This is a genomic window from Myxococcota bacterium (assembly GCA_035498015.1).
Classification (GTDB): Bacteria; Myxococcota_A; UBA9160; order SZUA-336; family SZUA-336; genus VGRW01.
On sequence record DATKAO010000112.1, the window covers coordinates 1 to 16,799 of the forward strand.

General features: G+C 73.7%; 13 protein-coding genes and 1 tRNA gene. 9 read left to right on the forward strand and 5 right to left on the reverse strand.

All coding sequences use genetic code 11. The features are described 5' to 3' along the window. Window positions 1-455: hypothetical protein (locus VMR86_10265; protein HTO07425.1), on the forward strand; the 455-nt coding region annotated here is incomplete at its 5' end. Between the two features lie 270 nt (window positions 456-725). On the opposite strand, the gene VMR86_10270 is transcribed toward VMR86_10265, so the two are convergent. Beyond that, a tRNA-Ser gene (locus VMR86_10270) sits at window positions 726-815 on the reverse strand. Window positions 816-825: 10 nt separating this feature from the next. Continuing rightward, window positions 826-5,433, reverse strand: a complete 4,608-nt coding sequence (locus VMR86_10275) for an NAD-glutamate dehydrogenase domain-containing protein (protein ID HTO07426.1) — start codon at window positions 5,431-5,433, stop codon at window positions 826-828. A gap of 86 nt (window positions 5,434-5,519) precedes the next feature. Here VMR86_10275 and VMR86_10280 point away from each other — a divergent pair, with 86 nt between their 5' ends. The 3 genes from VMR86_10280 to VMR86_10290 are packed head-to-tail and all read left to right on the forward strand — an operon-like array spanning window position 5,520 to window position 7,791. Next, complete coding sequence (locus tag VMR86_10280; GenBank protein ID HTO07427.1) at window positions 5,520-6,161, forward strand: acyltransferase; 642 nt, start codon at window positions 5,520-5,522, stop codon at window positions 6,159-6,161. Then, window positions 6,158-7,099 (forward strand): methionyl-tRNA formyltransferase, encoded by a 942-nt coding sequence (locus VMR86_10285; protein ID HTO07428.1) that lies wholly within the window; start codon window positions 6,158-6,160, stop codon window positions 7,097-7,099. Before VMR86_10280 ends, VMR86_10285 begins: the two co-directional genes overlap by 4 nt. Continuing rightward, complete coding sequence (locus VMR86_10290; GenBank protein HTO07429.1) at window positions 7,096-7,791, forward strand: hypothetical protein; 696 nt, start codon at window positions 7,096-7,098, stop codon at window positions 7,789-7,791. Before VMR86_10285 ends, VMR86_10290 begins: the two co-directional genes overlap by 4 nt. On the opposite strand, the gene ilvE is transcribed toward VMR86_10290, so the two are convergent. The 3 genes from ilvE to VMR86_10305 all read right to left on the reverse strand — a co-directional run bounded on the left by ilvE (window position 7,775) and on the right by VMR86_10305 (window position 10,715). Continuing rightward, entirely contained in the window at window positions 7,775-8,653 is an 879-nt protein-coding gene (gene ilvE, locus VMR86_10295; protein HTO07430.1) for a branched-chain-amino-acid transaminase, read from the reverse strand. The two genes, VMR86_10290 and ilvE, sit on opposite strands and share 17 nt — an antisense overlap. Further along, window positions 8,650-9,411 carry an IclR family transcriptional regulator gene (locus VMR86_10300; GenBank protein HTO07431.1) on the reverse strand — a complete coding sequence of 254 codons (762 nt, stop codon included), beginning with the start codon at window positions 9,409-9,411 and terminating at the stop codon, window positions 8,650-8,652. The genes ilvE and VMR86_10300 overlap by 4 nt, the downstream gene beginning before the upstream one ends. 86 nt (window positions 9,412-9,497) lie before the next feature. After that, window positions 9,498-10,715, reverse strand: a complete 1,218-nt coding sequence (locus tag VMR86_10305) for a hypothetical protein (GenBank protein HTO07432.1) — start codon at window positions 10,713-10,715, stop codon at window positions 9,498-9,500. Window positions 10,716-11,106: 391 nt separating this feature from the next. On the opposite strand from VMR86_10305, the gene VMR86_10310 reads away from it, so the two are divergent. From VMR86_10310 to purU, 5 genes are read left to right on the forward strand one after another with little or no spacing between them, the layout of a single operon-like run. Further along, the gene (locus VMR86_10310; GenBank protein HTO07433.1) at window positions 11,107-13,194 is read left to right on the forward strand and encodes a bifunctional aldolase/short-chain dehydrogenase; all 2,088 of its coding nucleotides are present in this window, start codon (window positions 11,107-11,109) and stop codon (window positions 13,192-13,194) included. Between the two features lie 33 nt (window positions 13,195-13,227). Continuing rightward, window positions 13,228-14,532 (forward strand): nucleoside recognition domain-containing protein, encoded by a 1,305-nt coding sequence (locus VMR86_10315; GenBank protein ID HTO07434.1) that lies wholly within the window; start codon window positions 13,228-13,230, stop codon window positions 14,530-14,532. 38 nt (window positions 14,533-14,570) lie between these two features. Then, window positions 14,571-15,101, forward strand: coding sequence for a TIGR04211 family SH3 domain-containing protein (locus VMR86_10320; GenBank protein ID HTO07435.1), 531 nt, complete (start codon window positions 14,571-14,573; stop codon window positions 15,099-15,101). A gap of 3 nt (window positions 15,102-15,104) precedes the next feature. Beyond that, on the forward strand, window positions 15,105-15,902 hold the full coding sequence (locus VMR86_10325) for an ATP-binding protein (GenBank protein HTO07436.1): 798 nt from the start codon (window positions 15,105-15,107) through the stop codon (window positions 15,900-15,902). After that, window positions 15,899-16,750 (forward strand): formyltetrahydrofolate deformylase, encoded by an 852-nt coding sequence (gene purU / locus VMR86_10330; protein HTO07437.1) that lies wholly within the window; start codon window positions 15,899-15,901, stop codon window positions 16,748-16,750. Before VMR86_10325 ends, purU begins: the two co-directional genes overlap by 4 nt. Window positions 16,751-16,799 lie beyond the last annotated feature (49 nt).

Sequence of the window (16,799 nt, forward strand, 5' to 3'; positions counted from 1 at the left end):
TGCCCGCTCCGCCGACGCCTCCGCCGACCACGGTCGTGATCGTGCGCCCGGCCAACCCGGCCCCGCCGCAGACCGTGCCGGCGTCGCCCGACGGCACGGCGCCGCCCCAGCCGCTCCCGACCTCGGCCAGCTTCGAGCTCAGCCCATCGGTGCACCGGTTCGTCGACGACTGGCTGCGCGCACAGGAGACCCACGACTCACAGCTCTTCACCTCGCTCGGCTTCCGCGCGCTCCCGGCCGACCTCGCCGGCACCTGGACCACGCGCAACAGCTACCGCCTGCTCGCCGCGAGCATCGACGAGGAGCGCTCGACGCCAGACACCGTCTACCTCCGCGTCGTCCTCAGCTACGCCTTCACCGACCCCACCGGCCGCTTCCGGACCCAGGACGAAGAGCGAATGATCCTGCGCGCGACCGGCGACCGCCTCCAGTTCGAGGGCCGCTGGCAGCAGTGAGTCCAGCTCCGAGTCACGCGCCAGCGGCGAAGCCGCGCGCAATCTTCTCGAGCTGGCCGATCGTTACTGCGAGGCCGAGCGAAGGCCGCCCTGAGCGAGGCCCGCAAGGCCCGGAAGGGCCGCGCAGTGAGCCGCAGGCGAACGTAGTCAGTCAGAGGCCGAGCGAAGGCCGCCCTGAGCGAGGCCCGCAAGGCCCGGAAGGGCCGCGCAGCGAGCCGCAGGCGAGCGAAGGGTGAGTGGCCGCGCGCTGCGCGCGGACGAGTCTCACTGTGGCGGAGAGGGGGGGATTCGAACCCCCGGTACCCGTAAGGGCACAACGGTTTTCGAGACCGCCCCGTTCAACCGCTCTGGCACCTCTCCGGCGCGGACCCTAGCACAGGCGCCGGATGCGCTGCGACAGCACCAGCAGGGGCGCGAGCGCGCGCGACCCGGAGTCGATTGCAGCGGCGATTTCCTCGACGGCACGCAGGGTTGGCTCGTGCGAGGGCCGGCTGCGCGAGGTCCGGCGGGCGGCGCTTCCGAGCTCGCGCTCGCACAGCTCGGCGAGCGCGCGATGCATCTCGAGGCCGAGCGCGGCGGCGCCGATCCGGCTCCAGCCGTCGGCCAGCTCCACCTGGCAAAGGCGCTCGAGCAGCCAGTGGATGCGCGTGCGCGCGCCGAGCTCCCCCCAGACTTCGAGCGTGCGCGCGACCGGCGTGGACGCGCGCTCCGCGATCCACAGCACGGGCAGAGCGCGCGCCAGGGCCGAGAGATCCGGCGTGCCGCCGAGCTTCGCGCGCAGCTCGGCGAGCCCCGCGGCCCGGCGGCGCTCGTCCGCGGGCTCGCGCAAGGCGCGCCCTTCGAGACCCAGCGACAGCAGCGCGGCCTGGCTGACCGCATCCTCCACGGCCAGCCGCGCGCGCAGCCGTGACTCCTCGGAATCGGGGCTCGACTGCAGGGCCTGGCGGGCGGCCTCGGCGCCCAGGAGCGAGTCGGCGGAGAGCCAGGCGCACAGCACCTCGCTGGGAGTCACTCCCAGCGCGCGCACCGCCTCGGGCACGAGACACACCCCCGCGCGGTCGACGGCGTGGTTCACGAGACAGGTCGCGGTGATCGCATCGCGCAGCTGGTGCGTCTCGAGCTCGTGCGCGAAGCGTTCGCGCAGCGCGCGCGGGAAGTAGGCCTGGAACAGCTCCGCGAGCAGCGGGTGCGCGGGCGGGGCCGCCTGCGCGAGCCGGGTCTTGCACAAGCGCTTGGTGTAGCCGAGCAACACGGCCAGCTCGGGGCGCGTCCAGCCGCGCGCGCGCACGTGCTCGCGTCCGGGCATGCGCTCCAGCGCGGGGTCGAGCTCGGCGTTGGCGACCAGATACTCGGCCACCTGGACCAGCCGCTCGGGATCGGCCTGCGCGCGCAGCGCGTCGAGCGAGAGACACAGGCTCTGGCTCGCGCAGCGCTCCAGCACCGCCGTGTCCGCGCTCTCCGCGCAGGCGCGCAGCACCGCGCTGCGCTCCGCGGGCGGCAGGAGCTCGCTGCCCGCCAGGGGCGCCAGCAGGATCTTGAAGTTCACCTCGTGGTCCGACAGCGCTACGCCGCCCGCGTTGTGGATCGCGTCGGTGTCGATCCGGCCGCCCGCCAGCGCGAACTCGACGCGCGCGGCCTGCGTGAGTCCCACGTTCCCGCCCTCGGCCACGATGCGCGCGCGCAGCTCGCGCGCGTCGACGCGCACCGCGTCGTTGGCGCGGTCGCCGGCGTCGGCGTGTGACTCGCTCGAGGCCTTCACGTAGGTGCCGATCCCGCCGTTCCACAAGAGGTCGACCGGCGCGCGCAGCACGGCGCGCACCAGCTCCTCGCCCGACAGCGCCTCGGCCGTGCAGCCGAGCGCCCGGCGCGCTTCGGGTGACAGCGCGATGCGCTTCGCGCCGCGCTCCCAGACGCCGCCGCCGGCGCTGATCGCCTCGCGCGCGTAGTCGGCCCACGACGAGCGCGGCAGCGCGAACAGCCGCTTGCGCTCCTCCCAGGCGCGCTCGGGCGCGGGCTCGGGGTCGACGAACACGTGCCGGTGGTCGAACGCGGCGACGAGCTTCGCCGAGCGCATGAGCAGGAGGCCGTTGCCGAACACGTCGCCCGACATGTCGCCGATGCCGACCGCGCGAAAGCCATCGCGCTCCGCAGCGCGGCCCCACTCCGCGAAGTGTCTCTGCGCGCACAGCCACGCGCCGCGCGCGGTGATCGCCTCGCGCTTGTGGTCGTAGCCGTTGCTGCCGCCCGAGGCGAAGGCGTCGCCCAGCCAGAAGCCGTGCTCGGCGGAGGTGCGGTTCGCCACGTCGGACAGGTGCGCCGTGCCCTTGTCGGCGGCCACGACCAGGTACGGGTCGTCGCCGTCATGGCGCACGATGCCGGCCGGTGGAGTCACGCAGCCCGCCTTCACGTCGTCGGTGACTCGCAGGAGCGCGGTCACGAAGCGCGCGTACAGCCGGTCGGCCTCGGCGCGCGCCGCCTTCGGGTCGTCCGGCGCGCGGCGCAGCGCGAAGCCGCCCTTGGCGCCCACCGGCACGATCAGGCCGTTCTTGACCATCTGCGTGCGCCACAGCGCGAGCACCTCGGAGCGCACGTCCTCCGGCCGGTCACTCCAGCGCAGCCCGCCGCGCGCGACCGGACCGCCGCGCAGGTGTACGCCGACCAGCTCGCAAGAGTGCACGAAGATCTCGACCCAGGGCGCCGGCGCCGGCATGCCCTGCACGCGCGCCGAGTCGAGCTTGAACGCGAGCTCGTGCGGCGCGCCCGGGGCGGCAGGCACGTAGTGACTGGTGCGCAGCGTGCTCTGCACCAGGTTCTCGAGCATGCCGAACACGCGGTCCTCGGCGGCGCTCGCGATCGGCTCGCGCGCGGCCGCGAGCGCGCGCGCGGCCTCGGCCAGGTCGGCGTCGCGCGTGCGCGCCAGCTCGGGGTCGAAGCGCGCACGGAACAGCTGCACCACGGCGCGCGCCGCCTGCGGCCAGCGCACCAGCGCGTCGCGCGTAGCGGCGCCGCGCGCGGCCTGGCCGAGCTGGCGCGCGAACTCGAGATACGCGCGCAGCACGTCGACCGAGCGCCAGTCGAGGTCGGCGGAGAGGATCAGCCGGTTCAGGTCGTCGCTGTCGACGCGCCCCGAGAGCGCGGCGCGCAGGCCGTCGAGCGCGCGCGCCTCGACCTCGCCGGCGGCGGCGCCGGGGGCCATGGGCTCGATGCGGAACGACACGATCCAGAGCGACGGCTTGGCCAGAGCGCGCACCTCGGTCGAGGTCGCGTCGATGACCTTCACGCCGAACTGGTGCACCACCGAGAGCAGCGCGGTGAGATACGGGCGCTCGCGCAGGTAGATCTTCAGCCGGTGCGTGCGCGCGTCGCCGTACTCGGTCGCGAAGTCGAGCCCGAGCTCGACCGAGGTCTCGCCCGCGTGCAAGCGCTCGAGGTGACGCACGTCGAGCACCGCCTCGGCGGCCGAGGTCACGACGCGGTAGGACTCGGGGAAGGCGTCGGCGTAGGCGTCGGCCAGCCGCAGCGCGCGGTCGCTCGGCTGGTCGGCGACCAGCGCCCGCTCGAAGCGGTCCTCCCAGCGCTCGACCAGGAACGCGATCTCCTCCTCGAGCTTGCCGAGTCTCTCGAGGTCGAGCTCGCGGTCGCAGCCGCAGAAGAAGTTCACGAGCGCCAGGTCCTCGTCGAGGAACGAGCTGCGGTGGTCGATGTGCCGCGCCGCGTGCTGTGTCTCGAGCCAGCGGTCGATCTCCTCGCGGATCCGCTCCTCGTAGAGCTGCCGCGGCAGCGCGACGCACACGAAGAACGAGCGGTTGGTCGCGTCGGCGACCGTGGTCACTTCGAGCTTGCGGCGCTCGGCCGCGGCCACGATGCGCGACACGAGCCGTGCCACGTCCGCCTGCTCGGCGGGGAACAGAAACTCCACGGGCAGACAGTCATAGGCCTCCAGCGCGGTCTTGTAGGTGTGTGAGCCGATCTCGGCGCCGAGCCCGCCCACGATGCGCGTGCGGCGCGCGGCCAGGATCGGAATGTCCGACGGCCGCATGCGGATCGCGCGGTGCGTGAGCAGGCCGACGAAGCGCCCGAAGCCGACCGTGCGCGCTTCGCGGTCCAGGAGCTTGACCGACACCGAGTCGAGTCGGCCGGGCCGGTGCACGGTCGAGTCACTGCGCGTCTTGTCGAAGAAGATCACGCGCTCGTCGTCGAGCCGCGCGCCCACGAGCGGTGGCGGCGGCACGTCGGCGCCCGCCTCCGTGAAGCGCGAGTCGTGCGCGCCGCGCAAGAGTCCCAGCCCGCTGCCCGACTCGAGCTCGACCTCCCAGCCCTTGCGGCCCCGGCGTGCGTCGTAGCGCCGGTAGCCCATGAACAGGAAGTTCTTGGCCTCGAGCCAGCGCAGCACCTGGGCTAGGTCGCGCGCGCGCTCGGGGCCGCCCGGCAGCACCGCCGCACAGGCTTCGAGGTTGGCGACGTGCTCGTGCAGGTGCGCGAGCATGGGCGCGTGATCGGCCACCACGCAGCGCGCGTCGGCGAGCGCGCGCTCGAGCTCCTGCTCGAGCTGCGCGCGCTCCGCCTCGTGCGCCAGCTGGCGCAGCTCGGCGTACACGTACGACTCACGCGTGCCGCCGACCGCCTCGCGGCCGAAGCGCGCGATCGTCCCGTCGGCGTCGCGCTCGATCGCCAAGAGCGGGTGCAAGAGCAGGAGCTCGCGGCGCGCGAGCCTCCGCAGAGTGAGTCGCACCGAGTCGACGATGAACGGCTGGTCGGCGAGCAGCACCTCGACCGTGGTCCGGCCGGCGCGGTGTCCGCCGGGGCTGCCCACGCGCACGCGGATCTCGCCCGGCAGGCGCGTGGCGGTGAAGGCGGCGGCATCGATCGCCAGCTCGTGCAGCGCGTCCGCGCCGCGCCGCCGCAGCTCGGCGGGCTCGAGCGCGGCCTCGAGCTCGGCGCGAACCAGCGCGTAGAGGGCCTCGTCCTTGGCTTCCATCCCCGCGCTCTCATCGGCGCGGCGTGCGGCCGGGTTCGCGCACCCGGGGCGAGTGACAGGCGCGGAGCTTGGTAGACTCGCCCGCCATGAACGCCGCCCTGCTCCGCGCCATCTACCGCTGGGACCGCCTGCGCTTCGCGGCCTTTGCTGCGCGCTTCGGCGAGAGACTGCGCGCGGACCCGAGCGCCTCGCCCAACCTGCGCTTCGCGCGGCTGCGCATCGAGCCGGGCGGGCGGCTCGAGGTCGGGGCCGGCTTCGCGGCGGAGCGCGCGCGCGGTAACTACGTGTGGATCCAGTCGGGCGGCCTCGTGTCACTGGGCCCGCGCGTGTGGCTGCGCACCGAGTGCGGCGAGAACCGCATCACCGCGGCCGAAGGCGCTCGCGTGGAGATCGGCGCGCGCTGTCTTATCAACGGCGCCATGCTGCACGCCAACGTGGCCATCCGGATGGGCGCGGACTCGATGATCGGCTTCGGCTCGCGCGTGCTCGACTCCGACTTCCACGACCTCGACGTGGACACGCCGGAACGCAGCGCACCGGTCACGATCGGCGAGCGCACCTGGATCGCGTCGGACGTGACCATCCTGCAGGGAGTCACGATCGGCGACGACGTGGTGATCGGCGCGCGTTCGGTCGTGACTCGCGACGTGCCTTCGCGCACGCTCGCGCTCGGCTTTCCCGCCAAGCCCGTCCGCTCGATCGGGCCGCGTGCTAGGTTGCCGGAATGAGCCTGCGCATCGCCCTCTTCGGCCAGGCCCAGTTCGGCCGCGACACGCTCGACCGGCTGCGCGCGCGCGGTCACGCGATCGCCGGGGTGTTCGCGCCGCCGGACTCGGGCCGGCCCGACGCGCTGGCCGAGCGCGCGGCGGAGCTCGGCCTGCCGCTCGTGCGCCGGCGCTTCTACCGCAAGAAGACCGGCGAGCCGATCACGGCCGCGCTCGCGGAGCATGCGGCGCTCGGCGCCGACCTGAACGTGCTGGCGTCGGTGCAGGTGTTCCTGCCGCGCGAGCTCACCGACGCGCCCAAGCACAAGAGTCTCTGCTTCCACCCGTCGCTCCTGCCGCGCTTCCGGGGCGGGGCGGCGCTGCAGTGGCAGATCATCGGCGGCGAGCCCGAGACGGGTGTCTCGATCTTCGTGCCGGACGAAGGCGCCGACACCGGGCCGGTCGTGGTGCAGAAGGGGCCGGTCGCGATCGGGCCGCGCGAGACGGTCACGAGCCTGTTCTTCGAGAAGCTCCAGCCGCTGGGCATCGCGGCGCTGGTCGAGGCGGTGGACCTGGTGGCCGAGGGCCGTGCGCGGCCGCGCGCCCAGGACGAGTCACGCGCCACCCACCAGGGCCTGGTCGACGACGCGGTGGCGGCGATCGACCTCTCGCGGAGCGCCATCGAGATCGACCGGCTGGTGCGCGGCTGCGACCCGCAGCCCGGCGCCTTCCTGCGCCACGGCGGCAAGCCCGTGCGCCTGTTCGACGCGGCGCTCGAGCCCGCGGTCGACGCGCCACCGGGCACGCTGACTCGCGCCGACCCCGCGGGCCTGGTCATCGCGCTGCGCGGCGGGGCGCTGCGCGTCGCGCGCGTGCGCGCCGACGGCGGCAAGGAGCCGGCGCACGCCTTCGCCGCGCGCGCGGGGCTGGGACCCGGCGCGCGGCTGGCGAGCGGCAGATGAGCGTCGCGGGCGCGGTCGCGCAGCTCGCGCGCGCCGGCCTGACGCTCAGCGGCGGTCTGCCGATCGCGGCCTACGACTCACTCGTGTCGCCGCCCTGGCGCTCGGCGGAGCTCGCTCCGGGCGCGCGCGGCGCGCTGGTCGTGGGCAACGCGGGTCGCACGTTGTGGGAGCGCTTCCAGGAATCGGCGGAGGCGGGGCTCACCGACGACCCGCTCGACCGCTACGTGCGCCGCGCGCTCGAGGCCGCGGCGAGTCACTGGGAGCCGCGCGCCGCGGTCGCCTTCTACGCCGATCGGCGCGAAGGCGTCTACCTGCCGATCGTGGCGCTGGCGCGGCGCGCCGGCTTCGGCACCCCGGGGCGGATCGGCGTCCTGATCCACCCCGAGTACGGGCCGTGGCTCGCGATCCGGGCCGTCCTGCTCGTGCCCGAGTCACTCAGCGAGGAGCCGGTGGCGCCCTTCGACCCGTGCAGCGGCTGCCCCGCGCCGTGCGCGCAGGCGTGCGTGGGTCTCGCGGTGGGCGCGCGTGGCCTCGACGCGCGCCGCTGCTACGACACGCGGCTCGCCGATCCCGCCTGCGCCGGCGCGTGCGCCGCGCGCAGCGCGTGCGTGGTGGGCCGCGCGCACGCGTACGCGCCCGCGCAGCTCGCGCACCACATGAAGATCCGCCGGCCCGCTAGCCCGCCGTCATGAACAGGGGGCCGTCGCGGCGCGCGAGCGCGCCGAACTCGGCGGCGAGCTTCTCGGTCACCGGGCCGGGCGCGCGCACGCCGATGCGCGCGCCGTCGAGCGTGCGCACGCCGACCACGCGCGCGCCGGTGCCCGTCAGGAACACCTCGTCGGCGGAGATCAGGTCCATGCGCGAGAGGGTCTGCTCGCGCGCCGGAATCCCGAGCCCGGCAGCGAGCTCGAGCACCGACATGCGGGTGACTCCCTCGAGCGCGCCGTCGGTGGCCGGTGGCGTGAGCAGCGCCCCGCGCCGGAACGCGAACACGTTCGCGACCGCGGCCTCGGCCACCATGCCGGCCGCGTTCAGGATCAGCGCCTCGTCGGCGCCGCGCAGCCGCGCCTCGCGCTTGGCCATGACGCTGTTCAGGTAGTTCAAGCTCTTCACGCGCGGGTCGAGCACGTCGGCAGGGGGCCGGCGCAAGCTCACGGTGACCATGTCGACGCCCGCGCGCAGCTTCTCTTCGGGATAGAGCTCGATCTCGCAGGCGATGCACACGATCCGCGGCTGGAGACAGCGCGTCGGATCCACGCCCAGCGCGCCGTCGCCGCGAGTCACGAGCAGGCGCACGTAGCCCTCGGGCCGGCCGAAAGCGCGCGCGGTGGCCAGCACGATCTCGCGCACCGCCGCTTGGCCACCCGGGATCTCGAGCCCGATCGCGCGCGCCGAGTGACCCAGCCGCTCCAGGTGCGAGTCGAGCCGGAACACGCGCCCGCCGTACAGGCGGATGCCCTCGAACACGCCGTCGCCGTAGAGCAGCCCGTGATCGGTCACCGGGATGCGCGCGTCCGCTCCGTCGACGATCCGACCCTCGATCCAGACCTTCATCGCGCCTCTCCTTCTGCGCGCGGCTCGCCGCCGAGCCGCGCTTCGACCTCGCGCGCCGCGGCGAGCAGCGCGGTGTGGAACACGTCGCGCCCGTCGAAGTGACTGCTCGGACCGGCCGCGGCCAGCGCGCCGAACAGCCGGCCGCCGCTCTGGATCGGCACCGCCACGCCCGCGAGGTCGGGGATCCACTCGCTGCGCATCGCGGCCCAGCCGCGCTGGCGCACGGCCTCGACCTCGCGCGCCAGCTCGCGCGTGTCGACCACGGTGGCCGGCGTGAAGCGCGCGAGCGGCGGCTCGAGCGGGCGGAGCGCCTGGGGCGCGAACGCGAGATACACCTTGCCGATCGCGGTGGCGTGGGCCGGGATCTCGGCGCCGATGCGCGGAGCAGCGCGCAGGAAGCCCGTGCCCTCCTGCTTGTCGAGCACGTAGAGCCGGCCCGCGCGCGCGCCGGACAGGAAGATCGTCTCGCCCAGCTCCTCGGCCACGCGCTCCACCACCGCGCGCGCTGCCGCGACCAGCGGCTCGCGGTCGAGCACGCCCAGGCCGAGCGCGAGGAGCGCGATGCCGGGCTGGTAGCGCCCGCGCGCGTCCTGCTCGACCAGCCCGCGCCGCGCAAGCGAGGTCAGGAGCCGGTGGGCGGTCGATTTGGGCAGCTCGAGGGCGCGCCCCAGCTCCGAGACCCCGCGCGGCGTCCCGCCCGATTCGTGCAGGTGGAACAGCACTTCCAGCGCCTTGTCGATCGCGCCCGAGAGCTCCACGGCTTCGGTTCTCCGTTCCGCAGATTGGAACAGCGTTCCTGACTGCGGAACGAATCTAGCTCGCGCGGGGCAGCCCAGGCAAGCGCCTATTCGTTGGCGCGCATCTCCAGGGCGAGCGCGGGCCAGAACGACGAGTCACTGCCGTCCGCTTCCGGGTCCTCCGCGCTGGCCGTGAACGACTCGTGGAAGCCGCGCGCGAGCGCGAGCTCCTCGAGCTGCGTGCGGGCCATGCGCGCGTCGGGTCCGCGGTCGGCGCGCGCCAGCACCAGGTGCGCCCAGTAGGCCGCGAGCGCAGACACTTGCGCGCCGTTCGCCGCGGCGGGGCCGCGCTCGTCGCGCTTGATCGGCCGAAGCGAGAGACCTTGCGTGACCCAGAGCGGCGACGCCCCGGGCCGCAGGTGCCGGTCGACGGCGCGCTTGGGCGTGCCTTCGTCGAGCAGGCTCTTCGCCGCGGCCGGCACGAGCCCGCCGGCAGTCACTCCCCGCAGCGCGGCCTGCCGGCCGCGGTTCCAGGCGGTGTAGATCTCCTGCTCGTCCCACCACAGCCGGCTCGCGATGCCCTCGGCGATCATCTCCGAGCGGATGCGCAGCTTGAGACACACGTTGGCGTCGCCGAGCTTCTCCCAGGCGTGCGAGCACGCCTCGAGCGCCACCAGCAGCCAGCCGCAGAAGATCGGGTCCTCGATCACGAAGGCGTGACCGGCGCGCAGCGCGCGCTCGGGGTCGAGCTGGCAGGCGCTCGCCGAGCGCAGCAAGGTCGCGCTCTCGTCGCGCCACGCTTCGTCGGATTCCTGCTCGACGAGCTCGTCGAACAGCGCCGAGCGCGCGCAGCCGGACTCGAGCGGGTGGAGGATCACCGGCAGCGCCGTGTCGGGCGGCAGGCGATGGCCCCAGATGGCGTCGAGCTCGCGCGTGCCGGCTTCGAGCAGGTCGCGCAGCTTCGCGCCGCCCGCGAACGCCAGGCGCGCGGCGGCATAGGCGGCGACCGGCGGCGCGATCAGGATCGAGCGCTCGTCCTCGCCGAACAGCGGCCCGACCTGCGCCTGATAGGCGGCGCGCGCCTCCGCGCCGAACGCGCGCGCGCCCGAGACCAGGCCGTCGCTGCGCTGGCACTTGGCGTACAAGGCGCGCAGCTCCGCGGCCGCGGCCGCGGCGTCGACGTGGCGCAGCGCGAGCGCGACGTGCGCGGAGTCCCACGCGGAGAGCACGTTCGGTGACTCGCGGTCGGCGACGTGGAACGACACGCCGTCCGCTTCGCGCGCAAGGGCAGACAAGAGGTCCCGGCAGCGCCGCTCGAACTCCACGCTCCGCTCCCTGTTCCGGATCCCGGGTAGTGAGTAAGGAAAAACCCCGAAGGTGCTGCAGCCGCGAACGGCCGCCCGCTCAGTGACAAAGCGGACCCTCGGGGTTCGGGTGGTGCCTGGGCCAAGCCAAGTCAGCCACCGTTGCCAGGCTGACCTAGCTGGTAACCACCTCTACCGTCACTGTGTTCGAATGAGACACTTCCGGACCACCTCCTTCCGCGGCGCACCAAGTCGCGCGGGACCCAGCCTCCCGCTCCGGTCGCCGCCCGCCCGTCGACGGCATGGACCGGACCGGACGCCACGCAGGCGCCCGAAGCCGACGCTTCGAGGGTATCGCGCGCGGCGCGGCGAGCAAGCGATGCTCTCCGCACGTTTGCTAGGTTTGCCCCCGATGCAGAAGCGCTGGAGTGACGCGGAGTCCGGCGAGTTCCGCGCGCGCTACGCGGCGTGGGGCGAGGCGCTCGCGCTGCGCGTCTACACGTCGCGACTCATCGGCGCCGATCCCGACCTGGTGCTGCACGGCGGCGGCAACACGTCGGTGAAGTCGCGCGCGCGCGACTTGTTCGGGCGCGAGGTCGACGTGCTGTGCGTGAAGGGCAGCGGCTGGGACCTGGCGAAGATCGAGCCCGCGGGCCTGCCCGCGCTGCGGCTCGAGCCGTTGGTCGCGCTGCGCGCGCTCGATGCGCTGTCCGACGAGGACATGGTGGCCGAGCAGCGCCGCGCCATGCTCGACGCGTCGGGTCCGAGCCCGAGCATCGAGACACTCCTGCACGCGTTCCTGCCGGCGCGCTTCGTCGACCACTCACACGCCGACGCGATCCTGGCGCTCACCAACCAGCCCGACGGCGAGCAGCGCGTGCGCGCGTTGTACGGCGGGCGCGTCGGCTGGGTGCCCTACGTGATGCCGGGCTTCGCGCTGGCCAAGCGCGCGGCCGAGATCTTCGAGAAGGACCCGGGCGTGGAGGGGCTCGTGCTCGAGAAGCACGGCCTGTTCAGCTTCGGCGACGACGCGAAGACGAGCTACGAGCGTCACATTGCGCTGGTCGCACGCGCGCGCGCGCAGATCGAGTCGCAGACCGAGGGCCGCCGGCCGCTCGACGCGCGGCCGGTGGTCGCGATGCGCGAGTGGAACGAGATCGCGCCCGTGGTGCGCGGCGCGCTGGCCGCGGCCTCGGGCGATCCCGACCGGCCCTGGCGGCGCTTCGTGCTCGAGCACCGGAGCTCCGACGAGGTCCTGCACTTCGCGGCCGCCGCGCAGGGCCCGGCGCTCGCGGCGGCGCCGCCGATCACGCCGGACCACGTGATCCGCACCAAGGGCCCGTACCTGTTCGTCGAGCGCCCGCCCTACGCCAGCTACGAGTCACTCGCCGCCCGGCTGCGCGAGGAGGTCGACGGCTACCGCAGGCGCTACACGGAGTACTTCCAGCGCTGCACGGCGGCGCGGGGAGTCACTCGCACCATGCTCGACTCCACGCCGCGCGTGCTGGTGCTGCCGGGCATCGGCCTGGTCGCGGCGGGCGAGTCGCGCGCGGCGGCGCGCGTGGCGGCCGACATCGCCGAGCACACGCTGCGCACGAAGATCTGGGCCACGGCGATCGGCCAGTACGAAGGCCTTTCCGAGCTCGACCTGTTCGACGTGGAGTACTGGGGGCTCGAGCAGGCGAAGCTCGGCAAGGGCGAGTCACTGCCGCTCGCGGGCCAGGTGGCGCTGGTGACCGGCGGCGCGGGGGCGATCGGCGAGGGCGTGGCGCGCGAGCTGCTGCGCGCCGGCGCCCAGGTCCTGCTGGTCGACCTGGACGAGCCGCGGCTCGAGGCCACGCGCGCGCGCCTCGGGCCGGCGGTCGAAGTCTTCCGCGCCGACGTCGCCGACGAGGGCGACGTGCGCGACGCCTTCCGGCACGCGGCCCAGCTGTTCGGCGGCGTCGACCTCGTGGTGGTGAACGCGGGCATCGCGCGCAGCGGCGCGCTCGCCGACCTCGACCTCGACGACTTCCGCGCCGCGGTCGACGTGAACCTCACGGGCGCGTTCCTCACGCTGCGCGAAGGTCTCACGCAGCTGAAGCGCCAGGGGAGCGGCGGCAACGTGGTGATCGTCTCGACCAAGAACGTGTTCGCGCCCGGCGCGCAGTTCGGCGCGTACAGCGCCTCGAAAGCCGGCGCGCACCAGCTCGGGCGCGTGGCGGCGCTCGAAGCGGCGGCGTTCGGCGTGCGCGTGAACCTGGTCAACGCCGACGCCGTGTTCGGCGCGCCCGAGAACCCGTCGGGTCTGTGGCGCGAGGTGGGCCCGGCGCGCGCCGCGGCGCGCGGGCTCGAGCCCGAGCAGCTCGAGGATTTCTACCGCGACCGCAACCTGCTGCACGCGCGAGTCACTCCCGAGCACGTCGGGCGCGCGGTGCTGTTCTTCGCGCGGCAGGACACTCCCACGACCGGCGCCGTGCTGCCGGTCGACGGCGGCCTGCCGGAGGCGTTTCCCCGCTAGTCGATCCGTCCCCCCAGGATGGAGCCGCAGCCAGTGCTGAACGGGATCTTCGTGGCGCTCGTCGTCGGCGCGGTGGTCGCCGCCGCGCTCACGGGCAAGATGCCCGACGTGAACGACGCGGCCCTGGCCGCGGCCAAGAGCGCCGTCGACATCCTGATCGGGCTGATCGGCGTCATGGCGCTGTGGCTGGGCTTCATGCGCGTGCTGCGCGAGGCGGGCGTTCTGGCCGGGCTCGCGCGCGCGCTCGCGCCCGCGCTGCGCCGGCTCTTCCCCGACGTGCCCCCCGATCACCCGGCCATGGGCGCGATCGTGATGAACTTGGCCGCCAACGTGCTGGGCCTGGGCAACGCGGCGACGCCCTTCGGGCTGAAGGCCATGCGCGAGCTCGAGTCACTGAATGCGCGGCCCGGTGTCGCGACCAACGCCATGGCGCTCTTCCTCACCATCAACACCTCGGGGCTCGCGGTGCTGCCGCTGGGCGCGATCGCGGTGCGCGCGAGTCTCGGCTCGGACAACGCGGCGGGCATCCTCGTGCCCTCGCTCGTGGCCAGCGCCTGCGCGACGCTGGTCGGAATCGTGGCGGCCAAGCTGCTCGAGCGCTGGCCGGTGTTCGCGCCCGAGCGCGCGGCCGTGCCCGAGTCAGTGACTCCCCCCGCCGCGCCGGCGCTCGACTTCGCGGCCCTGGCCGAAGCGGAGAAGCTCGCGGCGCCCGTCCCGCTCGCGACCCCGGTGCGCTCCGCGGTCGCGATGGTGTGTCTGGCCGCCGTGCTGGTCGGGGTTCTGCGCGCGTTCTCCGCCGAGCCCACCTTCGCCACGGCCAAGGACGTGCTCTCGTCGTGGCTCCTGCCGGCGCTCATGGCCGGGATCGCGCTCACCGGCTTCGCGCGGCGCATCCCCGTGTACGACGCGTTCATCGTGGGCGCGCGCGAGGGGCTCGCGATCGCAGTCACCGTGCTGCCGTACCTGCTGGCGATCCTGGTCGCGGTGGGCCTGTTCCGGGCCTCGGGTGCGCTCGACGCGCTGGTCTCCGCGGTGGCGCCGGTCACGGGGCTCGTGGGCTTTCCCGCCGAGGCGCTGCCCATGGCGCTGATCCGGCCGCTCTCGGGCAGCGGCGCCCTCGCGGTCATGACGGAGACCATGCAGCACTACGGGCCTGACTCGTTCCCGGGCTTCCTGGCCTGCGTGATCAACGGCTCCAGCGAGACCACGTTCTACGTGCTGGCGCTCTACCTGGGCAGCGTGCGCGTGCGTGCGTCGCGCCACACCGTGCTGGCGTGCCTGGCGGCGGACCTCGCGGGGGTGGCGGCGGCGCTGGGCGCGAGCCGCCTGTTCTTCTGAGTGGAAGGAGGGCGCGCGAGGTGGTAGAGAGTCTGGCCGTGAGGCTCTACGCGGCCACCGTGGCACTCGCGGCTTTCTGGGCCGCACCGTTCGCGCGCGGAGCGGACTATCTCGGCGGCGAGGTGCGCGTGTACGTGCGCTCCGGGCCCGGGCTCGAGTTCCGCATCCTGAAGACGCTGACTGCCGGCCTGCCCGCGCAGAAGCTCTCGGTCGAAGGCGAGTGGGTCCAGGTGCGGATCCCCGGCGAGACCGAGGGCTGGATCCCGATCGGCAACCTGGTGAACGAAGAGCCCGCGAGCGTGGCGCTGCCCAAGCTGAAGGAGAAACTCGCCGCCGCGGAGGCGCGTGCGACCGAGCTCGACCAGAAGGTCACTGCGCAGGCCGCCTCGCTGGAGGAGCTCGCGCAGCTCAAGGAGCGCAACCGCGTGCTCGAGGACGACGCCTCGCGCGCGAGCTCGACCGCGCGCTGGAAGTCGCTCGCGGCGGGCTCGGGCATCACGCTCGTCGGCATCTTGATCGGCCTGCTCGCGCCGCGCGGTTCGGGTCAGCGAAGCCGCCTGAAGCTCTAGCTCATGGCGACCCGGCGCCGCAGCACGCGCGAGGCGCTCGCGTACCGCTGGCGTCGCGGCCGGCTCGAGCCCATCCGACACCCCGATGTGTACCCCCTGGACGGACTCATCGGCGTGGAGCGCTCGGTCGAGAGACTGCGCGCGAACATCGCGGCCTTCACGCGCGGCGAGCCCGCGCTCGACGCCTTGCTCTACGGTGAGCGCGGCACGGGCAAGTCTTCGGCGGTGCGCGGGCTCCTGGCGGAGTTCGGCGCCGCGGGCTTCCGGCTGATCGAAGTGCGGCGCGACGCGCTGCTCGAGCTGTCCGAGCTCTGGCCCGCGCTGCGCGTCCGGCGCGGGCGCTTCGCGGTGTTCTGCGACGACCTGTCGTTCGAGGAGAACGACACGAGCTGGAAGCAGCTCAAGGCCGAGCTCGACGGCGGCCTCGAGGCGCGGCCCCAGAACGCGCTGGTGATCGCCACCTCGAACCGCCGCCACCTGGTGCCCGAGCGGATGTCGGAGAATCGCGAGGCGGTGCTCGACCCCGACGGCCTCTTGCACCCGGGCGAGACCGCCGAAGAGAAAGTCTCGCTCTCGGACCGCTTCGGGCTCTTGCTGCCGTTCTTCGCCTTCGACCAGGAGACCTACCTGCGGATCGCCCGCCACCACGCGCGAGAGCTCGGCCTCGCCGGCCGAGTCAGCCCCGAGGAGTTCGAGCGCGGCGTGCTGCGCTTCGCGCTCGAGCGCGGCACGCGCAGCGGGCGCACCGCGCGCCAGGCGTGCATCGCCGTGGCGCAGTCACTCCTGGGAGGCACGAAGTGAGCGAGACCGCGACGCTGGTGGTCTCGTGCCCCGACCGCAAGGGCCTGGTCGCGGCGCTCGCGTCCCTCTTGCACGACCACGGCGCGAACATCCGCGAGGCGCAGCAGCACCTGGACCCGGTGGACCGCATCTTCAGCCAGCGCATCCAGTTCGACCTGGCCGACCTGGACCTGCCGCGCGCGCAGCTCGAGGAGCTCCTGCGCATCGAGTGCGGCCGCTACCAGATGCGCTGGCGCATCTCCTACTCGGACCGCGCCAAGCGCGTGGCGATCTTCGTGTCGCGCTTCGAGCACTGCCTGTACGATCTGTTGATCCGGCACCGCCTGGGCGAGCTGCGCTGCGAGATCCCGCTCGTGATCTCGAACCATCCGGAGCTCGAGCCGATCGCGACACAGTTCGGTGTAGCCTGGCGCGTGTTCCCGATCGACAAGCAGAGCAAGGCCGCGCAGGAGGCGCGCGAGCTCGAGCTGCTCGAGCGCGAGCGCATCGACCTGGTCGTGCTCGCCCGCTACATGCAGGTGCTCTCGGCGGAGTTCATCGCACGCTACCCCGAGCGCATCATCAACATCCACCACAGCACGCTGCCCGCGTTCGTGGGTGCGCGGCCCTACCACCAGGCGCACGAGCGGGGCGTGAAGCTGGTGGGCGCGACCGCGCACTACGCCACGTCGGACCTCGACCAGGGCCCGATCATCGCGCAGGACGTCGTGGCCTGCTCCCACCGCGACACGGTCGAAGACCTGGTGCGCAAGGGCCGCGACGTGGAGCGCATGGTGCTCGCCAGCGCCGTGCGCGCCCACCTCGACGACCGCATCGTCGCGCTGGGCCGGCGCACGGTGGTGTTCTAGCCAGCACCGTCTCGGGATGAGCGCATCCTAACATCAGGACTCACTCTCC

Excerpts from the sequence above, each read along its gene's own strand:
- VMR86_10280 (HTO07427.1), top strand. The coding sequence starts at position 5,520 with ATGAACGCCGCCCTGCTCCGCGCCATCTACCGCTGGGACCGCCTGCGC.
- ilvE (HTO07430.1), bottom strand. The coding sequence starts at position 8,653 with ATGAAGGTCTGGATCGAGGGTCGGATCGTCGACGGAGCGGACGCGCGC.
- VMR86_10285 (HTO07428.1), top strand. The coding sequence starts at position 6,158 with ATGAGCCTGCGCATCGCCCTCTTCGGCCAGGCCCAGTTCGGCCGCGAC.
- VMR86_10275 (HTO07426.1), bottom strand. The coding sequence starts at position 5,433 with ATGGAAGCCAAGGACGAGGCCCTCTACGCGCTGGTTCGCGCCGAGCTC.
- VMR86_10290 (HTO07429.1), top strand. The coding sequence starts at position 7,096 with ATGAGCGTCGCGGGCGCGGTCGCGCAGCTCGCGCGCGCCGGCCTGACG.
- VMR86_10310 (HTO07433.1), top strand. The coding sequence starts at position 11,107 with ATGCAGAAGCGCTGGAGTGACGCGGAGTCCGGCGAGTTCCGCGCGCGC.
- VMR86_10325 (HTO07436.1), top strand. The coding sequence starts at position 15,105 with ATGGCGACCCGGCGCCGCAGCACGCGCGAGGCGCTCGCGTACCGCTGG.